This is a genomic window from Enterobacter sp. RHBSTW-00994, from assembly GCF_013782625.1.
Lineage (GTDB): Bacteria > Pseudomonadota > Gammaproteobacteria > Enterobacterales > Enterobacteriaceae > Enterobacter.
The window spans coordinates 4563203-4585206 of sequence record NZ_CP056199.1; the positions used below are offsets into that span (position 1 = coordinate 4563203).

General features: G+C 51.3%; 17 protein-coding genes and 1 pseudogene. 9 read left to right on the top strand and 9 right to left on the bottom strand.

Features of this window, described 5'->3' with window-relative positions; genetic code table 11:
* Nucleotides 1-2: 2 nt before the first annotated feature.
* Nucleotides 3-506 (bottom strand): pentapeptide repeat-containing protein, encoded by a 504-nt coding sequence (locus HV346_RS21850; RefSeq protein WP_249415114.1) that lies wholly within the window; start codon nucleotides 504-506, stop codon nucleotides 3-5.
* Nucleotides 507-596: 90 nt separating this feature from the next.
* On the opposite strand from HV346_RS21850, the gene HV346_RS21855 reads away from it, so the two are divergent.
* Nucleotides 597-1316, top strand: a complete 720-nt coding sequence (locus HV346_RS21855) for a hypothetical protein (RefSeq protein ID WP_181621288.1) — start codon at nucleotides 597-599, stop codon at nucleotides 1314-1316.
* Between the two features lie 249 nt (nucleotides 1317-1565).
* Nucleotides 1566-3215 carry an alpha,alpha-trehalase gene (locus HV346_RS21860; RefSeq protein WP_181623854.1) on the top strand — a complete coding sequence of 550 codons (1650 nt, stop codon included), beginning with the start codon at nucleotides 1566-1568 and terminating at the stop codon, nucleotides 3213-3215.
* A 37-nt stretch (nucleotides 3216-3252) separates the two neighbouring features.
* On the opposite strand, the gene HV346_RS21865 is transcribed toward HV346_RS21860, so the two are convergent.
* Entirely contained in the window at nucleotides 3253-4842 is a 1590-nt protein-coding gene (locus HV346_RS21865) for an STY4199 family HEPN domain-containing protein (protein WP_181621289.1), read from the bottom strand.
* A 149-nt stretch (nucleotides 4843-4991) separates the two neighbouring features.
* Here HV346_RS21865 and HV346_RS21870 point away from each other — a divergent pair, with 149 nt between their 5' ends.
* Both HV346_RS21870 and HV346_RS21875 read left to right on the top strand, forming a co-directional pair.
* Nucleotides 4992-5531 carry a GNAT family protein gene (locus HV346_RS21870; RefSeq protein WP_181621290.1) on the top strand — a complete coding sequence of 180 codons (540 nt, stop codon included), beginning with the start codon at nucleotides 4992-4994 and terminating at the stop codon, nucleotides 5529-5531.
* A 71-nt stretch (nucleotides 5532-5602) separates the two neighbouring features.
* Nucleotides 5603-5941, top strand: coding sequence for a lysozyme (locus HV346_RS21875; RefSeq protein WP_181621291.1), 339 nt, complete (start codon nucleotides 5603-5605; stop codon nucleotides 5939-5941).
* On the opposite strand, the gene HV346_RS21880 is transcribed toward HV346_RS21875, so the two are convergent.
* Nucleotides 5920-6525, bottom strand: coding sequence for a response regulator transcription factor (locus HV346_RS21880; protein WP_181621292.1), 606 nt, complete (start codon nucleotides 6523-6525; stop codon nucleotides 5920-5922). The genes HV346_RS21875 and HV346_RS21880 overlap by 22 nt on opposite strands.
* A 223-nt stretch (nucleotides 6526-6748) precedes the next feature.
* Nucleotides 6749-7507 carry an SDR family oxidoreductase gene (locus HV346_RS21885; protein ID WP_181621294.1) on the bottom strand — a complete coding sequence of 253 codons (759 nt, stop codon included), beginning with the start codon at nucleotides 7505-7507 and terminating at the stop codon, nucleotides 6749-6751.
* 119 nt (nucleotides 7508-7626) lie between these two features.
* Here HV346_RS21885 and HV346_RS21890 point away from each other — a divergent pair, with 119 nt between their 5' ends.
* From HV346_RS21890 to HV346_RS21905, 4 genes and pseudogenes are all read left to right on the top strand, one after another.
* Nucleotides 7627-8526 carry a LysR family transcriptional regulator gene (locus tag HV346_RS21890; RefSeq protein ID WP_181621296.1) on the top strand — a complete coding sequence of 300 codons (900 nt, stop codon included), beginning with the start codon at nucleotides 7627-7629 and terminating at the stop codon, nucleotides 8524-8526.
* A gap of 52 nt (nucleotides 8527-8578) precedes the next feature.
* Nucleotides 8579-9556: an inner membrane protein YhjD gene (gene yhjD, locus HV346_RS21895; RefSeq protein WP_181621298.1), complete on the top strand. Its 978-nt coding sequence runs from the start codon at nucleotides 8579-8581 to the stop codon at nucleotides 9554-9556.
* 274 nt (nucleotides 9557-9830) lie between these two features.
* Nucleotides 9831-11153 (top strand): MFS transporter, encoded by a 1323-nt coding sequence (locus tag HV346_RS21900; RefSeq protein ID WP_181621299.1) that lies wholly within the window; start codon nucleotides 9831-9833, stop codon nucleotides 11151-11153.
* A 107-nt stretch (nucleotides 11154-11260) separates the two neighbouring features.
* Nucleotides 11261-12573, top strand: a pseudogene (locus HV346_RS21905) (IS4 family transposase).
* A gap of 75 nt (nucleotides 12574-12648) precedes the next feature.
* Here HV346_RS21905 and HV346_RS21910 read toward each other — a convergent pair.
* Nucleotides 12649-14691, bottom strand: coding sequence for an AsmA family protein (locus HV346_RS21910; RefSeq protein ID WP_181621301.1), 2043 nt, complete (start codon nucleotides 14689-14691; stop codon nucleotides 12649-12651).
* A 123-nt stretch (nucleotides 14692-14814) separates the two neighbouring features.
* On the bottom strand, nucleotides 14815-15588 hold the full coding sequence (gene pdeH, locus HV346_RS21915; protein ID WP_181621303.1) for a cyclic-guanylate-specific phosphodiesterase: 774 nt from the start codon (nucleotides 15586-15588) through the stop codon (nucleotides 14815-14817).
* Between the two features lie 230 nt (nucleotides 15589-15818).
* Between pdeH and HV346_RS21920 the strand changes: the two genes are divergently transcribed.
* A complete protein-coding gene (locus HV346_RS21920; protein ID WP_181621305.1) occupies nucleotides 15819-16748 on the top strand; it encodes a sugar kinase in 930 nt (309 codons plus the stop codon).
* A gap of 53 nt (nucleotides 16749-16801) precedes the next feature.
* On the opposite strand, the gene HV346_RS21925 is transcribed toward HV346_RS21920, so the two are convergent.
* The 3 genes from HV346_RS21925 to hmsP form a co-directional block, all read right to left on the bottom strand.
* Nucleotides 16802-18295, bottom strand: a complete 1494-nt coding sequence (locus HV346_RS21925; RefSeq protein ID WP_181621306.1) for a pitrilysin family protein — start codon at nucleotides 18293-18295, stop codon at nucleotides 16802-16804.
* A 227-nt stretch (nucleotides 18296-18522) separates the two neighbouring features.
* Nucleotides 18523-19809, bottom strand: coding sequence for a dicarboxylate/amino acid:cation symporter (locus HV346_RS21930; protein WP_181621308.1), 1287 nt, complete (start codon nucleotides 19807-19809; stop codon nucleotides 18523-18525).
* Between the two features lie 159 nt (nucleotides 19810-19968).
* Entirely contained in the window at nucleotides 19969-21975 is a 2007-nt protein-coding gene (hmsP, locus tag HV346_RS21935) for a biofilm formation regulator HmsP (RefSeq protein ID WP_203452647.1), read from the bottom strand.
* Between the last annotated feature and the right edge of the window lie 29 nt (nucleotides 21976-22004).

The following is a 22004-nucleotide window of genomic DNA, read 5'->3' on the forward strand; positions in this document are numbered from 1 at the left end:
CGTCAGGCAATCAGCATTTGCCCGACGCCAGTACACTCTTCAAAAACAAACATCCTCCTGTGCATACTCATCAAACGCATTCCTGCCACCTGGCAACGCCGTAAAATAATCGGTTTTGTAATCACTGAATGTGAGAAACACACATTACGCATATCACAATTCTCGAAAACGATATTCTCAAGGTAACAGCGATTGAGCGTGAAGTTTGAAAATTGAATATGACGAAACAGGCTTTCGCGGATATTACTGCGAAAAATAATGGCTTTTATCTCTTTATCCTGAACGGTAAGTCCGGCTAATTGCCGATATTCTATTAATCCATTGAAGTCTGATATAGTATTTTTCTGTTCAGGCACAGGGTGTAAAGACAAAGGCATAGCGCCCTGACGCGTCGCGTTAAGGTTCATAAGGGTTTCCAGAGTTGTGTTGTCATCAGAGCAGATGACCTGAGTGAGCCCCTTTAATGCCTCAAAGCATAACGCCAAAACAACCGAGATTTTGTCCATTTATTTGCAGAGTTGTGCTGCAAAATAAAAGCGCAAAGAGACAAAATACTTAAATAGAAAATAAAATAATTTTACTTAGGTTGATATTCCATGCCAAAAAGCAAAAGTAAAAACTGTGTTCTGGTTATCGAATCACCGTGGGGACTGGATGATTACGATGCCAACCGTTCATCCGTTGTACCGTTTATTCAGGGGATCGCAAAAATGCAGGGCGATACCGAAGTCTATTTCCTGAATTTCTACAATAAAAAGAGTTTTGACATTGCCCTTGAGTGTCTGTGCCGCCAGAGATTTGAAAACACCATCGTTTATGTCGCAGCACATGGCAGCGAAACACATATCGGCGATGTCTCCCTTATCGATATTCTGTTCGCCGTTAATCAGAAATCCCGCGAGTTCAATATCAAAGGTCTGATGCTGGGGTCGTGTTTTGCAGGCACCAAAACACATCTGATGCAGGGATTTACTCAGGACAGTAATCTGTGCTGGTGCGCGGGCTATTCCTCCTCATGCGAGTGGCTGACAGGCACGATGATCGATTGTGCAATCATCCACAAAGCACTCAATATCAAGAAAGCTCACTATAAAAACCGCGAGAAGATGCAGCTCGCCTTTGCATCGGCCATATCGCCTTTCGCCGCGAATGCTGTGATTGGTCAAAATACGGATGATGAAAACGTACCGCTGCACGAATCGTTGCAATTTGTCATTCAACCGGAAGGTAAAGGTTTTCACGCGCTGCCCTCATCCGAAGCAATTTTCAGACGCGCACTGGACTGGCATATCGAAGAAGAGGACGCTGAAGCCTGATTTTCAGACTCCAATTCACACTCTGTTGCAAAGCGAATGATCCGAATTTGACCACGCCAGATCGCTGCTGAAAATGATGTTTATCGCAGTAAAAACAGAAACCTGTATTCAGCAGCGACGATGACGCCTCATCCGTAAATGTGATCAGGCGCACATTTCCATCCCCACACACCGAAGCGAATGACTACGCTTAACAGACACCCGGAAAAACCTGTCTTTGTGAACATACAACCGGAGGTCTTTATCGCCATGTTCAGCCAGAAACTACACGCTGCAGACACCGTCGAATTCGAGATCGCGGAAGAGCTTCGCTACGAGACCGATCCCTGCGAGTTGAAACTGGATGAAATGATCGAGGCGGAGCCGGAGCCCGAAATGATTGAGGGACTACCTGCTTCTGACGCGCTCACACCTGCCGATCGCTATCTTGAACTGTTTGAACATGTTCAGTCATCTCGATTGTTCGCCGATAGCAAAACCTTCCCCGACTGTGCGCCCAAAATGGACCCGCTGGATATTCTGATCCGCTACCGTAAAGTTAAACGCCATCCGGATTTTAACCTGCGACAATTCGTGGAGAACCATTTCTGGTTGCCGGAAACTTACAGTACAGAGTATGTCTCCGACCCTGGTCTGTCGCTCAAAGAGCACATTGACAGCCTGTGGCCCGTGTTGACGCGCGAACCGCAGGATCATATTCCCTGGTCGTCACTGCTGGCGCTGCCGCAGGCCTACATTGTGCCCGGCGGGCGTTTCAGTGAAACCTACTACTGGGATTCTTACTTCACTATGCTGGGGCTGGCAGAGAGTGGCCGTAACGACCTGCTGAAATGCATGGCGGACAACTTCGCCTGGATGATCGAACGGTATGGGCACATCCCTAACGGGAATCGCACCTACTATCTGAGCCGCTCCCAGCCGCCCGTTTTCGCGCTGATGGTTGAACTGTTTGAAGAGGACGGTGTGCGCGGTGCTCGGCGTTATCTTGATCATCTACTGATGGAATATGCCTTCTGGATGGATGGCGCAGAATCACTGGTGCTAAATCAGGCCTACCGCCATGTCGTGCGACTGCCTGATGGGTCACTCCTTAACCGCTACTGGGACGACCGCGATACTCCGCGCGACGAGTCGTGGATTGAAGATGTTGAAACCGCTAAACACTCCGGGCGTCCGGCAAATGAGGTATACCGTGATCTCCGCGCCGGTGCGGCATCAGGCTGGGACTACTCTTCCCGCTGGCTGCGCGATGCCGGACGTCTTGCCAGTATTCGTACCACGCAGTTTATCCCGATCGATTTGAATGCGTTCCTGTATAAGCTCGAAAGCACCATCGCCAATCTCTCCGGCCTGAAAGGGGATAAAGAGGCAGAAGCCCGTTTCCGGCAAAAAGCGCACGACCGCCGTGCAGCAGTGAACCGATATCTGTGGGATGACGAGAGCGGCTGCTATCGCGATTACGACTGGCGACGCGAAGAGATGGGGTTGTTCTCAGCGGCCAGCATTGTGCCCCTGTACGTCGATATGGCAACCCATGAACAAACAGACAGACTGGCTGACACCGTAAAAGCACGCCTGCTGACGCCGGGCGGCATCTTAGCAACCGAACATGAAACCGGAGAACAGTGGGATAAACCTAACGGCTGGGCCCCATTGCAATGGATGGCGGTTCAGGGATTCAAGCGCTATGGCAATGATTCGCTGGGTGACGAAATAGCCCATAGCTGGCTGCAAACCGTCAACCATTTCTATAAGAAGCACCACAAGTTAATCGAAAAGTACCATATTGCCAGCAGCACACCGCGCGAAGGCGGCGGCGGTGAGTATCCACTGCAGGATGGTTTCGGCTGGACGAACGGCGTGGTGAGGCGGTTGATTGGATTGTATGGGGAACCTTAAAGTGCGTCCCTCTCCCGTATCAGAAGAGAGGGAGCGCTTAGCGAATCACATCATAAATAGCGGTCTGGATAGACTGCCACTTTTTCGTGTTTTCATCTGGCTGCGATTGCGCGCGGCGTTTCGCCATGTCCGCGTCATGCTGCTGTCGTTTGACCACCGCAGGTACAGTACAAAAAGCCTGTAAATACTGCTTACGCATTGACGTTAATGATTCGCCATTGGACATCGCGTGACTAAGGGTGTTGATAAAACGGCGGCACGGCTTCTCTTCCACCATCTGAAGCCGATAACGCAACAGAATTTCCAGCACGTCATCATCGCCTGCCGACATCGCCTCTTCGGTCCATGACATCTTCCAGTCCATACCACCTTGCAAAAACAGCAGGGCTACGCGGGTATCGTTACGGTTGATAGCCGAGCGAAAATTATTCTCATCCCAGGTGACGCCCATGCGCGTGAGAGTTTCGCGTGAAGACGGTGCTTCTCGCATTTCCTTAGGCTCCGGCCTGACCTCTACGGTGGCATTCACTTGCGCAGGTTTGCTGCTGGTTACCAGCCAGAATCCTCCGACCACAATAGCAATAACCATCAGGCCAACCGCGCCCCAGAGCGCACCTGAGATGAGCTGTTCGCGCTGTTCAGGCGTTCGAGGCGCACGCTGGGTCGGCTTTTCAATCGTGTCACGAACTTCAAAGAGATCGCCACCGGTTATGCGATCCATTTTCTGCGCGTTTTCCCAAAAGGCATGCAGTTCACTCGCATCGACGGCCATTAATCCTGCCGGATTGATACGCGTCCGCCCTTCTTCAAACGCACGCTGAACAGGCTGGGTAATTTGCGCATAGTAATTATCCAGTAGCAGTATCTGCGCTGAACTTAGGGGCTGTTGCACGGTAATACAGTTGCGGATTTGCCGGATGTCATCCAGGAAGGTTTGTAACGTTTTTCGCGGTTCAACCAGCAGCGTCAGCATCATCGGGTCGCTAAACAATGACGAGTAATACCGACTGAACTCTTTTTTATCCACCACCATCAGTGCCAGCTCGCTAAACAACATTCCGCTGAGCACATCGTTGATTTCACCCAGTTTCAACCAGCGGCGCACGCGGTCTGCATTGAACAACGTTTTCAGATGGTTATTCAGCCGTACCGGGTCGGGCCATGCCTGCAAAACCAGTCCTTTAATCATCAGTTCAATTGCGCGAACCTGCTTATGGGCCTGCTGCTGCTGAATATCGTTACCCGGTGCAACTTCGGTGCTGTACATTAAAAGCGGCTGTCGCAGACGCAGGTGTTCGAGTGATGTCACGAAACGCATGGCAGCAATAAGCTGGTTTTCACTCACATCCTGACCGCTTTCGTACTGCGGTACACGCTGCTGCAACAAACGCAGTTGCAAAGTGAAATCGGACATTTCAGCGTCATTCAGGTTGAGCTGCTTCGCCACAGCGGCCCATCCGCCCAAACCTAAGCGAGCATTATCCAGTTGCTCCAGAAACCAGCGAGGATCTTTTCCTTCAGAAACATGCACATTGAGGAGAAGCAAAATCTCCACAGACGCCTGACGAATAACCGCCAGGCAGTGTTCAAACTGAGCGCGGATGTGGTGTGATGTGCTGAGAGCCATTGTTTTCCTTCAAAGCCAGCGAAGACATCGGTATTGGCCACATATGGACCGTTTTTCTTTTTATTTATACGAAGTTAAACCATAACCGAGTTTCTGTTCAAATACAGTGACAGCCCTACAATCATTTGCAAATGTCATGGAGAATCCGTATGCCTACCCTCACGACCTCGCGCCTGACGTGCACACTGTTGCGAGAGGAAGACTGGCCCTTTTTTTTGTCTTTGCAGCAACATCCTGAAGTGATGCGTTATGTTGCTGATACCCGCAACATCAGTGATATCCGTGAGACTTTCGATTCTCGTCTGCCCCTCTGGACACCGGGAAGTTCGCACTGGCTCTGTCTCGTCGTGCGTGATACGGCCAGCCAGACACCACTGGGTGTCACCGGCTATATTCACCGGGAAAAGGATTGCGCCGAGGTGGGATTCCTTTTTGCACCGCACGCACAAGGCAAAGGCTATGGTTTCGAATCGCTACAGGCATTGTGTGATTTCGCGTTTAACCAGGGCGGTATTCGTCGACTGACCGCAACCGTCACTGCGGGTAATCTCGCATCAAGATACCTGCTGGAAAAAACAGGGTTCCGCCAGGAAGGCGAACTGCGGGAAAGCTATTTCCTTGCAGGGCAATGGCAAAATGACTGGATCTTCGGTTTGCTGAAACATGAGTATCTTATCGATAACCCGTAAACAATAGCCATTTGGCTGATATGGCATACGCTTCGTTTCCTCTACAGTCATGTCCGAGAGAGGAAACGCCTATGACATGCCATTCGCTAAAAATATCTTCTACCGGAATTGAGTTAATTAAAAAAACACAGGGGCTTTCTCTGGAGAAATATCGCGATGAAAACGGGATATGGGTCATTGGATATGGCCACGTCATCAGCCAGGGTGATTCGTTTAACAAACTTATCACCCCTGCTGAAGCCGCATATTTACTGCAAAAAGATCTCCAGAAATGCGAGGATTTACTGCGGAAAAATATCACCCAACCCTTAACACAGGATCAGCATGATGCGCTGGTGTCGTTGATATTTAGCTTAAGTGATACATCAGGCCTGCAAATGAATATTCTTCAGACGGTCTGCCGGGTATAGAGCATGGCCGCCTGAGTTCTGTTTTTGACATCAAGGCGGCGAAAGAGCGTTTCCAGGTGCGCTTTTACCGTTCCCACACTGATGTTGAGCAAACGGCCAATCTCTTTGTTTGATTCGCCGGCGGCCAACAACATCAACACTTCATGCTGGCGCTCACTCAGGGATGACAACTCCTGTTTCGGTGGCGACGCTGCTTTTAGCCAATCGCCCGGAAGGCAAACCATTCCCTTTGATACAGACTCCAGAACAGCAGAAAACATTGCAGGCGAGGCGCGACGAGGAATAATGGCGACCACGTTGCACTGCATGAGTTGCTCAACCCACCTTGCCTCTTTCTTCGCCAGAACCATGACAATACGCAGGGCCGGAAAACGAAATGCCACCTCTGCCAGAAAGGCCATACCATCATCCTGAATGAAATGCCCGTCAATCAGGGCAATACAGGAAGGAGATGCAGAAAGAAGCGCCCACAACTCATCCGTCTGACTTGTGCCCGTCATACTTATTTCCGGAATTAATTTCTGCAAACTGTTCATTGCTCCATGAATAAATATTGACTGCCTGTCAAACATGATCACTCGCATTCTTTTTCTCCCTCTGACGAAAATGGCTGTCGTCATGGATGATTGTTAAACGTAATAAATAGCGAGGAGGATTCTAGCGAAGTGTTTTTTGAGAAAAAACTCAATGAGGGTAAAGGTTACATATTGCCTGGCATCGTTAAATTTCCCGTGTTTTTGACACATTTATTTTGAGGAATTCCTCAAAATATAGCCGTGATGGGGTTCCCTCCCCTCCGGCATCAAATCAGAGGAACATACCGCCTGATACTTCAATACGTTGTGCATTCATCCAGCCGAGATTATCGCTGAGTAGCGCGGCAATCGCGTCCCCAATATCGTCAGGTAATCCCACCCGTCCCAGCGCAGTCTGAGAAGCCAGAAGCTGGTTGAGCTGTGCATTATCACGTACCCGGCCGCCACCAAAGTCCGTTTCGATCGCCCCAGGCGCAATGATATTGACGGAGATCCCACGCGCACCCAGTTCTTTCGCCTGATAACGCGTCAGTACTTCCATCGCCCCTTTCATCGCCGCGTAGGCACTGGAGCCAGGTTGTGTGAAACGCGCCAGACCACTGGAGACGTTCAGGATGCGGCCACCGTCGTTCATCACTGGTAGCAGAGATTGCGTCAGGAAAAATGGTCCTTTGAAATGGATGTTCATCGCCTCATCAAACTGGGCTACCGTTGTCTCAGCGTAAGGTGCGTACAAACCCGTACCGGCATTGTTCAATAAATAATCGAAGGCATCGCGTTGCCAGACCGTCCTGAGCGTTTTTTGCACATCGCGGGTAAAGTTGTCAAAACTCGTGATGTCACCAACATTCAACTGCAACGCTGCTCCTTTAACACCTTTCGCCTCTATTTCACGTACCACGTCCTGAGCTTCTTGCTCGCTGCTGTTATAGGTCAGGATGATTCCCGTACCCGCCGCTGCCAGCTTTAATACCGCATTTTTACCCAGCCCTCGGCTTCCGCCAGTCACTAATGCAATACGTTCAGTCATAAGAAACCTCATTTCTACTGTTATGGAGATTGAGATAGAGCTTATTAGGTGATAGAAAATCAATAAAGATGGAAATAAACGCTTCACTGTTCCAATAAAAACAACAATGAGTCTTTGCTATGGATAAAATTCACGCAATGCAACTCTTCATCCGCGTCGCGGAACTGGAGAGTTTTTCCCGTGCAGCAGAAACGTTAGGCCTGCCAAAAGGCAGCGTATCACGTCAGATCCAGTCTCTGGAAAACCTGCTGGGAACGCAGCTTCTGCACCGAACCACGCGCCGCGTCAGCCTGACGCAGGACGGTATGGTTTATTATGAACGTGCAAAAGATCTCCTGGCGAATCTCGATGAACTGGATGGATTATTTCAGCATGACCCTTCCAGCATCAGCGGACGATTGCGCGTCGATATGCCTGTTGGCATTGCACGAAATTTAGTCATCCCAAAACTGCCTGCCTTTTTGCAGCAGTACCCCGGCATTGAACTGGAGCTGAGCAGCAGCGACCGTCTGGTGGATGTCATACGCGAAGGGTTTGATTGTGTGGTGCGCGTCGGCACACTAAAGGACTCAGGATTGATTGCTCGCCCACTTGGCAAGCTGTCGGTGATCAATTGTGCAAGCCCTGATTATCTGGACCGTTTTGGCTACCCGGATAGCCTGGACGATCTGGGCTCTCACGCCGTTATCCACTATTCCGCCAATCTGGCAACGCGTCCTCATGGCTTTGAGTTTTACAACGGCAGTACCACTCAATGGATTAAAACGGGCGGTATTTTGACGGTGAACAGCACCGAAACCTACCACGCTGCCTGTATCGCCGGGTTAGGCATCATCCAGGTTCCCCGCGTCGGTGTGCGTGAGTCTCTGCGCGCGAAAAAACTTCTGGAGATCTTGCCGCAATACCGTGCAGAACCCATGCCGGTATCCCTCATTTATCCCCACCGGCGTAACCTCTCCCGCCGGGTACATCTCTTCATGGAGTGGCTCACAGTGTTAATGAAGGGTTATGTTGATTAGAGACAGGCTATAATTTCAGTGACATCCCGTCAGACGAATAAGGAAAACGCGCGTGACGCAGGAAAACAACCCGCAACCTTCACCCCAGGAAACCTCCCCCGGAAAAGCCAGGCAGGCGCTACAAACAGTAACCGGCACAGCGCAAAAAATTCAGCGTTGTCCCGTCATTGCGCACCTGTTACGTGCCACTGAACGCTTCAATGATCGTATGGGGAATCAGTTTGGTGCAGCCATCACCTATTTTTCATTTTTATCGATGATCCCCATCCTGATGGTGTCATTTGCTGCCGCCGGTTTTATTCTTGCCTCCCATCCGACGTTGCTGGAGGATATTTTCGAGAAAATCCTGTTGAATGTCAGCGATCCCACTCTTGCGAGCACGCTCAAAAGCACCATTAACACCGCCGTACAGCAACGTACCACGGTGGGTATCGTCGGATTGCTGATTGCACTTTATTCCGGGATTAACTGGATGGGAAACCTGCGTGAAGCCATTCGCGCCCAGTCGCGCGATGTCTGGGAGCGCACACCGCAGGATCAGGAGAAGATATGGGTGAAATATTTCCGCGACTTCGTGTCGCTGATCGGGCTGCTGATTGCGCTAATTGTGACGCTTTCTATCACTTCTGTAGCCGGTTCGGCACAGCAGTTGATCATCTCGGCACTCTATCTCGACAGCATTGAGTGGCTTAAACCGGCATGGCGCGTTATCGGTCTGGCAATATCCATTTTCGCGAACTACCTGTTGTTCTTCTGGATCTTCTGGCGTTTGCCACGCCACCGACCACGTAAAAAGGCACTGATTCGCGGCACGCTGATCGCAGCCATAGGCTTTGAAGTGATCAAAATCGTGATGACCTATACCCTGCCAACACTGGTGAAATCTCCGTCTGGAGCAGCTTTCGGCTCAGTACTTGGGCTAATGGCCTTTTTCTACTTCTTTGCGCGGCTGACATTGTTCTGCGCAGCGTGGATCGCCACCGCGCAATACAAAGACGACCCGAGAATGCCGGGTAAAACGCACAGTTAACAGGCCCATCGGACTGATATAAGCATGTAATACTTCAGTTCGACTCATCATTTCAGCATATAAATCCAGTACGTAACTTTTATTTAACCAAAAACTAGTTTTATCATCTAATATTTAAATTCTGTGAAGCATTTCATAGAAGGTATTTTGCTGGCTTGAATATTATCCGCTTTTTGCTGATTTTATCACCAGCTCGCAACTTTGTTACAGATTGAAATGTCGCTTTTGCTATGCGTAATATGGCCGTTCGTTCGTCAAAAAATAAGAAAATATTATGCAAGCCACAGCCACAACACTCGATACCGAACCAGAAAACGTTCCGGTCAATTCACGCAACAAAGTTGTCGTCGCATCGCTGATTGGCACTGCCATTGAGTTCTTCGACTTTTATATTTATGCCACTGCCGCGGTCATTGTCTTTCCGCACATTTTCTTCCCGCAGGGCGACCCTACGGCTGCCACGCTACAGTCTCTGGCAACCTTTGCGATCGCGTTTATCGCACGCCCTATCGGCTCTGCCGTATTTGGGCACTTTGGCGATCGCGTGGGCCGTAAAGTCACTCTGGTCGCATCGCTGCTGACAATGGGGATCTCCACTGTCGCAATCGGCCTGTTACCGACCTACGACACCATCGGTATTTTGGCCCCTGTTCTGCTGGCACTGGCGCGCTTTGGTCAGGGTCTCGGCTTGGGGGGGGAATGGGGCGGCGCGGCGCTGCTGGCAACCGAGAATGCGCCGCCGCGCAAGCGTGCACTGTATGGCTCATTCCCGCAACTGGGCGCGCCGATCGGCTTCTTCTTCGCGAACGGCACTTTCCTGTTGCTCTCCTGGCTGCTGACTGATGAGCAGTTTATGAACTGGGGTTGGCGTATACCGTTTATCTTCTCTGCTGTGCTGGTTCTGATTGGCCTGTACGTGCGTGTTTCCCTGCATGAAACACCGGTATTCGCCAAAGTTGCGGCGGCGAAAAAGCAGGTAAAAGTGCCGCTGGGCACACTGCTGACCAAACACGTTCGCGTAACGGTTTTGGGCACATTCATCATGCTGGCAACCTATACGCTGTTTTATATCATGACCGTGTACTCGATGACGTTCAGCACTGCGGCTGCGCCCGTCGGTCTGGGGCTGCCACGTAACGAAGTGCTGTGGATGTTAATGATGGCGGTGGTCGGTTTTGGTGTGATGGTTCCGATTGCAGGTCTGCTGGCAGATAAATTTGGTCGTCGTGCAAGCATGATTGTGATCACCTCCCTGATTATCCTCTTCGCTTTGTTCGTCTTCCCACCGCTGTTGGGTTCAGGTAGCCCTGCGCTGGTCATGGCCTACCTGTTAATTGGTCTGAGCCTGATGGGGCTGACATTTGGCCCAATGGGCGCACTGCTGCCGGAGTTGTTCCCGACTGAAGTGCGCTACACCGGGGCATCTTTCTCTTATAACGTGTCCTCAATTCTGGGCGCATCCGTCGCACCGTATATCGCCACCTGGCTTCAGGCAAACTACGGTCTGTTCTATGTGGGTGTGTATCTGGCAGCGATGGCAGCGCTGACGCTAATTGCGTTGTTGCTGACACACGAGACGCGTCACCAGTCATTATAAAAGCGAAACGGCAACCATAAGGTTAATGCCGATCAGTTAAGGATCGATTGACCGATCCGGTGGCTGGTGTAAAAAGGGTTCCATGTTCATGATGGAGCCCTTTTTAAATGGAACTTTATCAGGCACCTGGCATTATCAACGCCACCACTCCAGAGCGTGCCCGTAGTCTCGCCGACCTCATTCCCCCGGCGCTTATTCAGCAGGCACTCACGCTGACCGATACCGTCACTTTGCGTAAACGCAAACTCCCTCTCGGGTCGATGATTTGGCTTGTCGTAGGGATGTCCATTTTCTGCGACCGTCCAATGACAGAAATCGTAAATCTGATGGATATCACTGACCGTACTGGCCCCCCCTTTTACCGCCCGGAGTGCTGTCATTCAGCGCCGTAAAACACAGGGGGAGAACGCTGTGCGGGAGCTTTTTGATATCGCCCGGCAAACAGGCAGTGCATCCACAATGGCACGGACTGAACCTCTTTGCTGTCGATGGCGTGGTCTGGCGTACCGCAGATACACCGGAAAACAGAGCCGCCTTCAGTAAACACACCAGTCAGTATGGCGAAGGGGGTTATCCTCAGGTACGTATGGTTTGTCTGATGGAGCTGAGCAGCCATCTGATCACAGCCAGTGCTTTCGACAGTGAAAATATCAGCGAAATGAGGCTGGCTGAGCAACTGACAGAGAAAGCGCCGGATAACAGTATTACCCTGTTCGATAAGGGATTTTACCCGATGGGCCTGCTCCATCACTGGCAGACATTAGGAGAAAACCGGCACTGGTTGTTGCCGTTGAAAAAGAATACACAGTATCGGGTGGTTCGCCGTCTGGGCCGGGGAGATGAACTGGTGTGCCTGAAAACCAGCCCGCGAGCCCGGAAGCACTGGCCAGGGGTCCCGGAAGAAATAGTGGGAAGACTGCTGACCCGCAGGGTGGACGGAAAAGAGAGGCAGGTGCTGACATCACTGACAGACCCGAATCGTTATCCAGGCAATGACATCAGTGAGTTATATCGCCACCGCCGGGAAACAGAGCTGGGTTACCGGGAAGCCAGGCAGAGTATGCTGGACAGTCGATGGACGTTACGCAGTCGCCTGCCGGAACTGGTGAGGCAGGCGCTGTGGGGGGGTCTGCTGGCGTATAAGCTGGTGCGATATCAGATGGTGCAGATGGTGTTCCATCTGAAGGGAGATGATTTGCCTAACCAGCTTAGCTTCAGTGGAGCGATAAGCGAAATAATCCGGCTACTGATAACCCTGCCGTGGGCCTCACCGGGAAAAATGCCGGGCGAAATGAGAACGCTGTATGAACAAGCGAAATGGCTGATATTACCGGAGAGAAGGGAGCGAAGTTACCCGCGGGAACTCAGGGTAAAGACCAGAAAATATCCGGATAAAAAGGTTGCTGGTCACCTTAAGTGACCAGCATTAACCATAAGGTTGCCGTTTTTTATGCACCAGTCCTCTTCCTGTCACAAAGGCCTTCAGGCTGAACAATCACTTTTTCATCTGCGCCAGTATGTTCCGACACTGATTTGCCTCTCCTTCTGACGGAGAGATCAGCGCCAGCAGCGCTGCAGCTGGTGTCACCAGCGTAGCCAGTGCCGCAGCGACTGCACCACGGGCAATCAATGGCCCGGCTTTCACCCCCGCCTGCGGGTTTTTGAATGTACCTCGCACATACAACGGCGAACGCAGGGTAATGATGCGGATCCCTTTGCTTTCAGGGTCGATAGTCAAATCGAGCTGTTCAGACGCCATGCTGGCCGTCCCGGTGACGTTTATCACTGCATTCTCCGTATCAAAGGCGAAAAGCTGGGGACGCGCCACACCGTTGACCAGATCCACGTTCGCAGCCGCGCAATTCACTTTCACTTCGTCATCGCCAAAAATTTGTCCGACCACGAAATTACCCACGTTCAGCCCCAGGATCTCCATCAGGTTACGGCTCACCAGTCCATCGTTCATCAGCAGTTTGAGGTTACCGTTACTGCTCCCCAACAGAGCGGCGACAGAATTCCCGGTTCCGCGGAAGTCAGCATCACCGTTCATTTCGCCGAGCGTTTTTTGCATCAGTTCAACGTCAGGCATCAGCTCTTTTAGCTTGAGACGCCGCGCCTGTACATCGGCCCGTCCTTGCATCGGCTTTTTATCGCCTTCAAGGTGAATATTCGACGAAATCATTCCACCCGCGAGGCCAAATTTCAGCGGTTGCAGGCGCAGGTCAGCATTTTTGAGGATCAGATGAGTGGAGAGATCGCTAATGGGTAGCGTACTGCCATGCTCAATTTTACGCCCTTTAAAGCGGACATCGGCATCCATCACATTCCATTTATCGGTTTCAAAGCGATCATATGGCAATACTTTACCTGCTGGCTGAAGATCCTTTTTCACCTCTTTGGACCTGGTTCCTTTCCCCGAATCCACGCCAATCAGTGGCCCAAGATCGGCCAAACGCAGCTGACGGGACTCCACATCACCTTCCAGTTTTGGCCGAGGTTTTCCCGTGGTGTAGGTCAGCGAACCGTGAATATCGCTGTCACCGATGTGGCCGTTGAAATCACGGTAATCGAATACTGACGCCTGTTGATGACCTATTTTGGCCACCAGATGACCATCCGTTTCGAATGGCGGCGTATCAGGCAACAATACGCCTGTCAGGTCGTAAAGCGCACCCAGTGAATCACCAGAGAACCTCAGCCGCAGATCCACGCCCCCCATGTTCATTGGATCATTTATTGTTCCGACAAATGCCACGCGAGTGTTCCCGGAACGGAAATCAGCCTGTACCGGGAAAGGCGTACCGTCGCCGCGTAATGCCAACATACCACCTATTTTCCCTGTGCCACTCAGCGGTTGCCCGTTGTAGCGGCCCTTTGCCGTCAGACCGAAGATGTAATCACCTGTCTTGCGGGACGCCTCTTTGCTTTGGCTACCTGTGACTTCATTAAACGGTAGCGGTTTCCCAAGCGGATCAACCAGGATCTCCACATTGGCCTTACTCACTGCGTCATCAATCGCGATCCGCCCACGATCAAACAGGATGTTATCCAGACGAAATGACCATGCCGAAGGCACTGCATCGGGCTTGCTGCCATCATTGTTGGCGAGATTAAACGTCCAGTTATTATTTTTTTCTGACAGGCGAATCAAGCGTGCATCGGGTTTTTCGAGCTTGATCCAGGGCAGATAAACCGTTTTATTCAGGAGTGCGAGCGGCGCAAGCGTGGCCTCAACGCGCGGGAGATGAACCATTGTGACATCGGGGATATCAGGTGGGTTGCCAAGAATAATGTCATCAGCATGAACGTGCGGCCAGGGAACCCAGCTTCGCCAGCCCGTCTCTTCTTGCTGCCGTTCCCACACAATGCCCAGATCGCCACGAATGGCAAAAGGCCGGTTCAGCTCGGTTGAGACTTTCTGGTTGATGGTCGGTTTAAGGCGATTCCAGTCAAACGTGGCAATAATGATGATTGCCACCACAATCAACAACAAGAAGATCCCAAGTCCCCAGGTGACAATCCTGGCTGTTTTCGTCATCTTTTCCCCCTTACCTGATGGCCTTACCTTTCATGAATATAGCTCATGGCTCAGATAAGCGGGGGCCGCTGTGTCCGGTAATAGTGCGTATTCTCCACGCACTATTATGGGAAACAGCAGGGGTTATAAAGTGATAATAACGTTATCGAGCGTGTCCATCGGAACCGGACGCGAGAGGAAATAGCCCTGAGCTGCAGCCGCAGGCGAGTTTTGTACGTCGCGCCACTCTTCCAGCGTTTCAACGCCTTCCACAATGACTCCCTGACAATAACGATTCATCAACTGCAGCAACAGGGTGAACAAATTTCGCCCTTCCGACGTCTGTCGCAACATAATGAACAAGTCACGGGCGACTTTGATGTAGTCGTAGCGAACTTCACTCAGTGCAGAAAAATTCGCCATACCCGTACCGAAGTCATCCAGCCACAATGGGCCAAATTCACACATAGAGGCAAACGAAGAATCCTGTGGAAGACGGACATGCTCAACCAACTCAAAACGCATCCACGGCAACGCAGAGATCAATCCCTGTAATGTCGCATTCTGGCGTAATGCCATCAGGGTTGGGCCGTCGACATTCACCGAGGCAAGAATATTGTGCTGCTGGAAAAAGGACTGCCTGGAGGCCAACATTTTCAGTTGCTCTTCCAGCACATCCAGGCGCTGACGCACGGAAACCTCGGCAAAATAGCGGTCCGGTGCGATACGCTGTAAAGGATTCGATGGGTGTGTAACAACCGTTAAAATCTCAATTGCCATCAGCCGACCATCAGTACGGTAGATCGGTTGATAGGTGTACACACGCTCACATTGCAGCCAGTAGCGATGCTCCTGCAAGTTCTCAATACTTGCCTCAGGCGTAGTGCTTAGCCGCTGGATAACCTGCTCTGACTTCATTTCAGATGTCCTGTTGTATGGGGATGACCTTTTGGACTCGTCAATGGGTTATCGGCGCAACGATTGAGAACTTTATGTTCAGTCTGCGGGGAAAATGAAATTAAGATGACAGAAATTTCCAGGAATACGCGCTGGCTCAAAAAAAATAATGGAACGTCGTTTTAATATAGTTGACCATAAAATCCACACAGCGCACACTACCGCTAATTTATCTGTTCAGGTTCACGACTATGTCCAAAAAAATTGCCGTGATAGGCGAATGTATGATTGAGCTGTCACAAAAAGGCGCGGAAGTCAGCCGCGGTTTTGGTGGCGACACATTGAACACGTCAGTTTACATTGCCCGTCAGGTTGCACCCGACGCACTCTCCGTAAACTATGTTACCGCACTGGGGACAGACAGTTTCAGCCAGCAAATGCTTGAAGCCTGGCAAAGCGAAAATGTACAAACTTCACTCATCCAGCAGATGGAAAACCGTCTGCCGGGTCTGTACTACATTGAAACCGACAGTGCAGGTGAGCGCACGTTTTACTACTGGCGCAACGAAGCCGCGGCAAAATTCTGGCTGGAAAGCGACGCCGCCGCCGCCATCTGCGAAGAGCTGGCAACCTTTGATTATCTCTATCTGAGCGGGATTAGCCTGGCGATTCTAAGCCCGACCAGCCGCGAAAAACTGTTGTCACTCCTGCGTGAATGCCGTGCAAATGGCGGTAAAGTTATCTTCGATAACAACTACCGTCCTCGTCTGTGGGCCAGCCGCGAAGAGACACAGCAGGTCTACCAGCAGATGCTGCAGTGCACCGATATCGCATTCCTAACACTGGATGACGAAGATGCCCTGTGGGGTGAGAAACCGGTCGATGAAGTGATCGCCCGAACTCAGGCTGCTGGTGTAAATGAAGTGGTGATTAAGCGTGGTGCAGATTCCTGCCTGGTTGCCGTCGCTAACGATGCACTGGTTGACGTTCCAGCCGTGAAATTAGCCAAAGAAAAAGTGATTGATACCACTGCTGCAGGTGATTCATTCAGTGCGGGTTATCTGGCCGTTCGCCTGACGGGTGGAACACCTGAAGCCGCCGCACAGCGCGGACACCTGACGGCCAGTACCGTCATTCAGTATCGCGGTGCGATTATTCCACGCGACGCAATGCCTGATTAAGACGTTTGACCTCTCCCCCTCTCTCCAAAAGAGAGAGGGGGAGAGTGAAGAGCTTACTGCCCCTGTGGAATATCCGTCACTTCCTGATGCGCATCATCTGTCGCAGTATTCTGAGCAGACGCCGTCGACGAGACCATAATAGAATTCCAGGTCGACTGAAGCGCTTTCATGTCATATTCCGGCTCGCCTTTCGGCTGCATCAGAATCAACGCCATATCTTGTGACAGTTGCTGACGCAAATCCTGGTTCAACATCTCAACGGTCAGACCGCTCAGGAAATCCTGACGTAGCTTCTGATACTGTTCTGGCGCAATATCCACCACCTGATTTTGCAGGGAACGAATACGCTGGCTGATCAGAATGTCTGTATCAGCACGGGCATAGGTTGCAAACAGCTTCTGTAGCTCAAGTTTTTTCTGCGCGACCAGCGCGTTGAATTCATCTTCAGACAGGCCATCTTTACGCACTTTCGCCAGTTCCTTTGCCACCACACCGAGATTGGCGTTCAGCTTGTCGCCAGGCGATTCAACATTAATGGCACACTGTGCACGCTGGAACAGCACACGGCAGTCAAAGCCCAGGCCAATATCTTTCATGTTGTTTTTGCTGAGCGTCTGCTGAACGTGCCAGAACAGGGCTTCACGCGCCAGGTCTGCACGCCAGTAACGCAGCAATGCGGCGGATTCACGGATTGGCTGCCACGCGGTATCCCACATGACGGAGAGACGATCCTGACGCACTGTGTCGGTCATGATACTGACAGGCTCTGCACGCAACGGCGAAAGCGTCGGGACAGGAGCAGGCGTCTCACGCTTACCTTTTAGTTCACCAAACGCCTTGTTGATCTGTTCAACAACCGCACGGCTATCAACATTACCCACCACAATCAGGGTCATCGCATCCGGGGTGTACCATTTCTGGTAGAAGGATTTTACCTGCTCGGCATCCACTGGCTGTTTCAGCGGCTCTGCCGGATCGTGTCCCAGCAGCATTGAGCCCTTCAGACGATAACGCCACCAGCCGTCTTTGGTATCAGCAGGCCATGTCGCGACCATGTCACTGTTACTTAATGCGTAGTTCACGGTATCTGGCGTAATTGCCAGCTTGCCCGTCGAATCCGACAAATAGGTGAGTGCTTCTTTCAGCAGGTCATTACGGTTATTCGGCAGACTCAGATTAAACATGGTGTAGTCATAAGAGACCACTGCAGGAGGAAGCGGGCGCTTAGGATCAATAGCCTGTTGCCAGAGTGAGCGCACCTGTACAGCTTGCAAACTGCCGCTCTGAGTGAGCGCCAGCCGAGGAATAAAATGGCTTAAACCGGTCTGCTGGGTACTCTCAGCAAGAGAGCCTGTATTCACAGACAGACGGATTTCGATACGGTCGCTGGGGCGTTGAGGAGTGGCTAAAACTTGCCACTGGAACCCATTCGCCAACGTCCCTTGTTGCCAGGCCGGGTCTGGCTGGAGCGCATCTGCCTGCACATAACTGGCCGCTGCCATCATCAGCAAACCGCCGGTTAAGAGTCGAATTTTTGTGCCCTGCATGTGAACCCCTGATCAACATTCCTGGTTAAAAAAGAGTGTCTCACGACGTGGAGAACTCTAAAAGATGACGATGAAAACACGTCGATTAGACCGCGTGTTCAGCAAAACGTCACGGTCAGAAGTGAAATATACCCAAAAAAAATCTTGTCGAATTATGACAGGTATGAACAGTTATTATGCGCAGGAGCCCGCTTCCCGACAAGGGAATGCGGGCATAAGTGAGGAGATTAGGAGGATAATCCCTGGGTTTTGCTATCAGATGTCCGATTATTCAGCGTGTCGTCGAGCTTTTTGTGATCTAACTCTTTAACCCACTTCGCCACAACCACTGTTGCCACACCATTACCCACCAGGTTGGTCAATGCGCGCGCTTCAGACATAAAGCGGTCAATACCCAGAATCAACGCCAGACCCGCTACCGGCAAGTGGCCTACAGCCGAAATGGTCGCCGCGAGAACGATAAAGCCACTTCCTGTTACACCTGCCGCCCCTTTGGATGAAAGCAATAACACAACCAGCAGCGTAATTTGATGGAAAATATCCATATGGCTGTTGGTCGCCTGCGCGATGAAGACCGCGGCCATAGTCAGGTATATCGACGTACCATCCAGGTTGAAGGAGTAACCCGTCGGGATCACAAGCCCTACAACAGACTTCCGGCAACCGAGTTTTTCCATCTTATCGAGCATACGCGGCAGTGCAGATTCAGAAGAAGAGGTCCCCAGTACAATCAGCAGCTCTTCGCGGATGTAGCGAATGAATTTGAAAATATTGAAACCTGCGGCACGTGCAATCGACCCCAGCACGACCACCACAAACAGAATACAGGTGATATAGAAGCAGATAATCAGCTGGCCGAGCTGTACCAGCGAACCCACACCGTATTTACCAATGGTAAATGCCATCGCCCCGAACGCACCGACAGGTGCAAGGCGCATGATCATATTGATAATGCCAAAGATGACCTGAGAGAAACTTTCAATCACGTTGAAGATAATCTGGCCTTTGCTGCCCAGACGGTGCAACGCAAAACCAAACAGGACGGCAAACAGCAGTACCTGCAAGATATTCCCGCTGGCGAACGCGCCAATCACACTGCCTGGAATAACATCCAGCAGGAAAGCCACAACACCTTGATCTTTTGCCTGTTCGGCGTAGATAGCGACCGCTTTTGCATCAAGCGTCGAAGGATCAACGTTCATCCCCGCACCCGGCTGAACCACGTTAACGATAATCAGACCGATGATCAGTGCGATGGTACTGACCACTTCAAAATACAGAAGAGCGACTGCACCGGTACGGCCTACCGCCTTCATGCTTTCCATGCCAGCGATGCCGGTCACTACCGTACAGAAAATCACCGGAGCGATGATCATTTTGATGAGCTTAACGAACGCGTCGCCAAGCGGTTTCATTTGTGCGCCTAATTCCGGGTAGAAGTGACCAAGCAGAATACCGATTGCGATGGCTGTCAGGACCTGAAAATAAAGGCTTTTGAAGAGAGAGGTTTTCATAGGGTGTCCTTGGGAAGAAAAACCACAGGCTTTGTAAGGTTATGGTTAACCTGCGGCTCTAAAATAACACCCGTAAAACAGGACAGAAATAAACTCAGATCAAATTTGAAACACAAATGTTAAAAAGTTAGAGCTGACTCGCACAAGCCAGCAACAAAATTACACGTTTGCGTTATTGTCTTCGCCAAAAAGATATCGCTGTTCAAACACATTCGCAGGGACAGCACGAGCAAACAGAAAGCCCTGTCCACTCTCAACACCCGCCCCGGCAAGCCAGTCGCGCTGCGCTTCCGTTTCAATCCCTTCGGCAATCACATGCAGTTTGAGGCTTCGCGCCATCTGAATGATGGCCTGGACCATGCTACTGTCATCCGGCAGACCGTCAACAAAGGTTTTATCAATCTTCAGGACATCAACCGGCAGCGTTTTCATGTGCTGGAGCTGACGCAACCCGGCATACCCCATACCAAAATCGTCAAGTGCGATGCGGATACCCGCATTACGCAGCGGTTTCAGAATGGCGACAGCTTCATTAGGATCATCAATACGTCGGCTCTCCGTCACCTCCAGAATCAGCGTATCAGGCTGGATCCGGTAACGGTGGATAAGTTCCAGCATCTCCGACACCATCGTCGGGTGCATAAGCTGTAATGCAGACAGGTTCACCGACAACGGCATCATGACACCCCGCTCTTGCCAGGCGGCGAGCTGTCGGCAGGACTCTTCCAGCACCCAATAACCCACGGTCACCATCAGACCGCAAGACTCGATACGCTCAATCAGCCCTTGAGGCAGTTCCCATGAGCCATCGGGTTGCTGCATACGCAACAGGGCTTCTGCACTTTTCACCTCTCCGGTCAGCAGGTTCACCTGCGGTTGTAACCAGATCGCAAACTGATGGTTATCCAGCGCAGTCAGAATGTCACTCTCTTCTGTCAGGCGCTGCTGCGCTTTCTCCATTTGCTCCGGATCGAAGAACTGAATTTGATTTTTGCCCTTACGACGAGCAGTGAAAGCAGCCGAGAAGGCGCGGCGATAAAGTTGCTCAGCCGTCAGGTCGCCATAGAACATCGCAATCCCGATGCTGGCACTTGGCCGCAGCTGGATTCCCTGAATCGGCAACCGCTCGTTAATAACAGTGAGTACTTGCTGACCTAGTGTAATCGCATGCCATGGCTCTTTTACACCATGCGCGATAATCACGAAGTCATAGCCGCTCACCTGGGTGAGCACCATACGCGGTGCGAGAACAGATTTTACTTTTTCAACCAGTGTCAGCAGCAGTACTTCCCGCTGGCTCTCCTTCAACACGCCAGCCGTGTCCTGCAAGGTTTCACATGCCACTACCATCAGCGCAGTCGTCTGCTGGCGCGCCACAGTTTGCTCCAGCATTGCCATCAGAAAGGCTTTGTTGGGCAAATCAGATACCGGGAAGCGAGTGGCATTGCTGTTCAACTCATCCTGCTGGCGCATGACACGCTGTTGGTTGATGTTGTAGCTACGCACCAGCATGCCGATTTCATCATCATGATGCAGGCGCGGAACGTCCAGTTGATGTCCAACCTGGTCCTGAGGCGAGAGATTATCCAGCGCTCTGGCAATACTGCGCAGCGGGTGCACAATCAGGCGGTTAATACACCAGGTCAGAGCCACGCTCAGGATGAGTGATAAAAGTAAGTAAGTAGTTACCAACGTGGCAACCCAGCTCATCACAAACTTATACAGACGGTAGGAGTCCGCCTGGAGTACAAGATAGGCCAGCGGCTGTGGGTTTGCCGGGCGCTCAAGCGAATAAACAGGCAATGAGATTTGCACTGGCAGCTCAAACAACCGCATGAGCATCATCGGAACCGGACGCTCAGGAATGAAGCTCATCCGTAGCGCCTGAAACTGATTGGGTAAGACGACATCCGCACGGCTGACAATCCCCGTCGGCTGGATGCGTTTTAAGATGGTTTCCGCCTCGGGAATATCCCCTTTCAAAATCGCGGCTGAGAGCGGGCCGCGTATTGAGCGGGCTATACTTTCTAATTGCGAAGCCGTGTTATAGCGATTCTGCTGTACGGAATGAAACAGCAAAATGACGCAGAATAGAAAAACAAACAGCATAGTGACGGCTGAAACCATCGCCATCTGTTTGATAGTTAAAGAACGGCTGACACGCAAAATGACTCTCCACAGAACTCGAAGCGCAA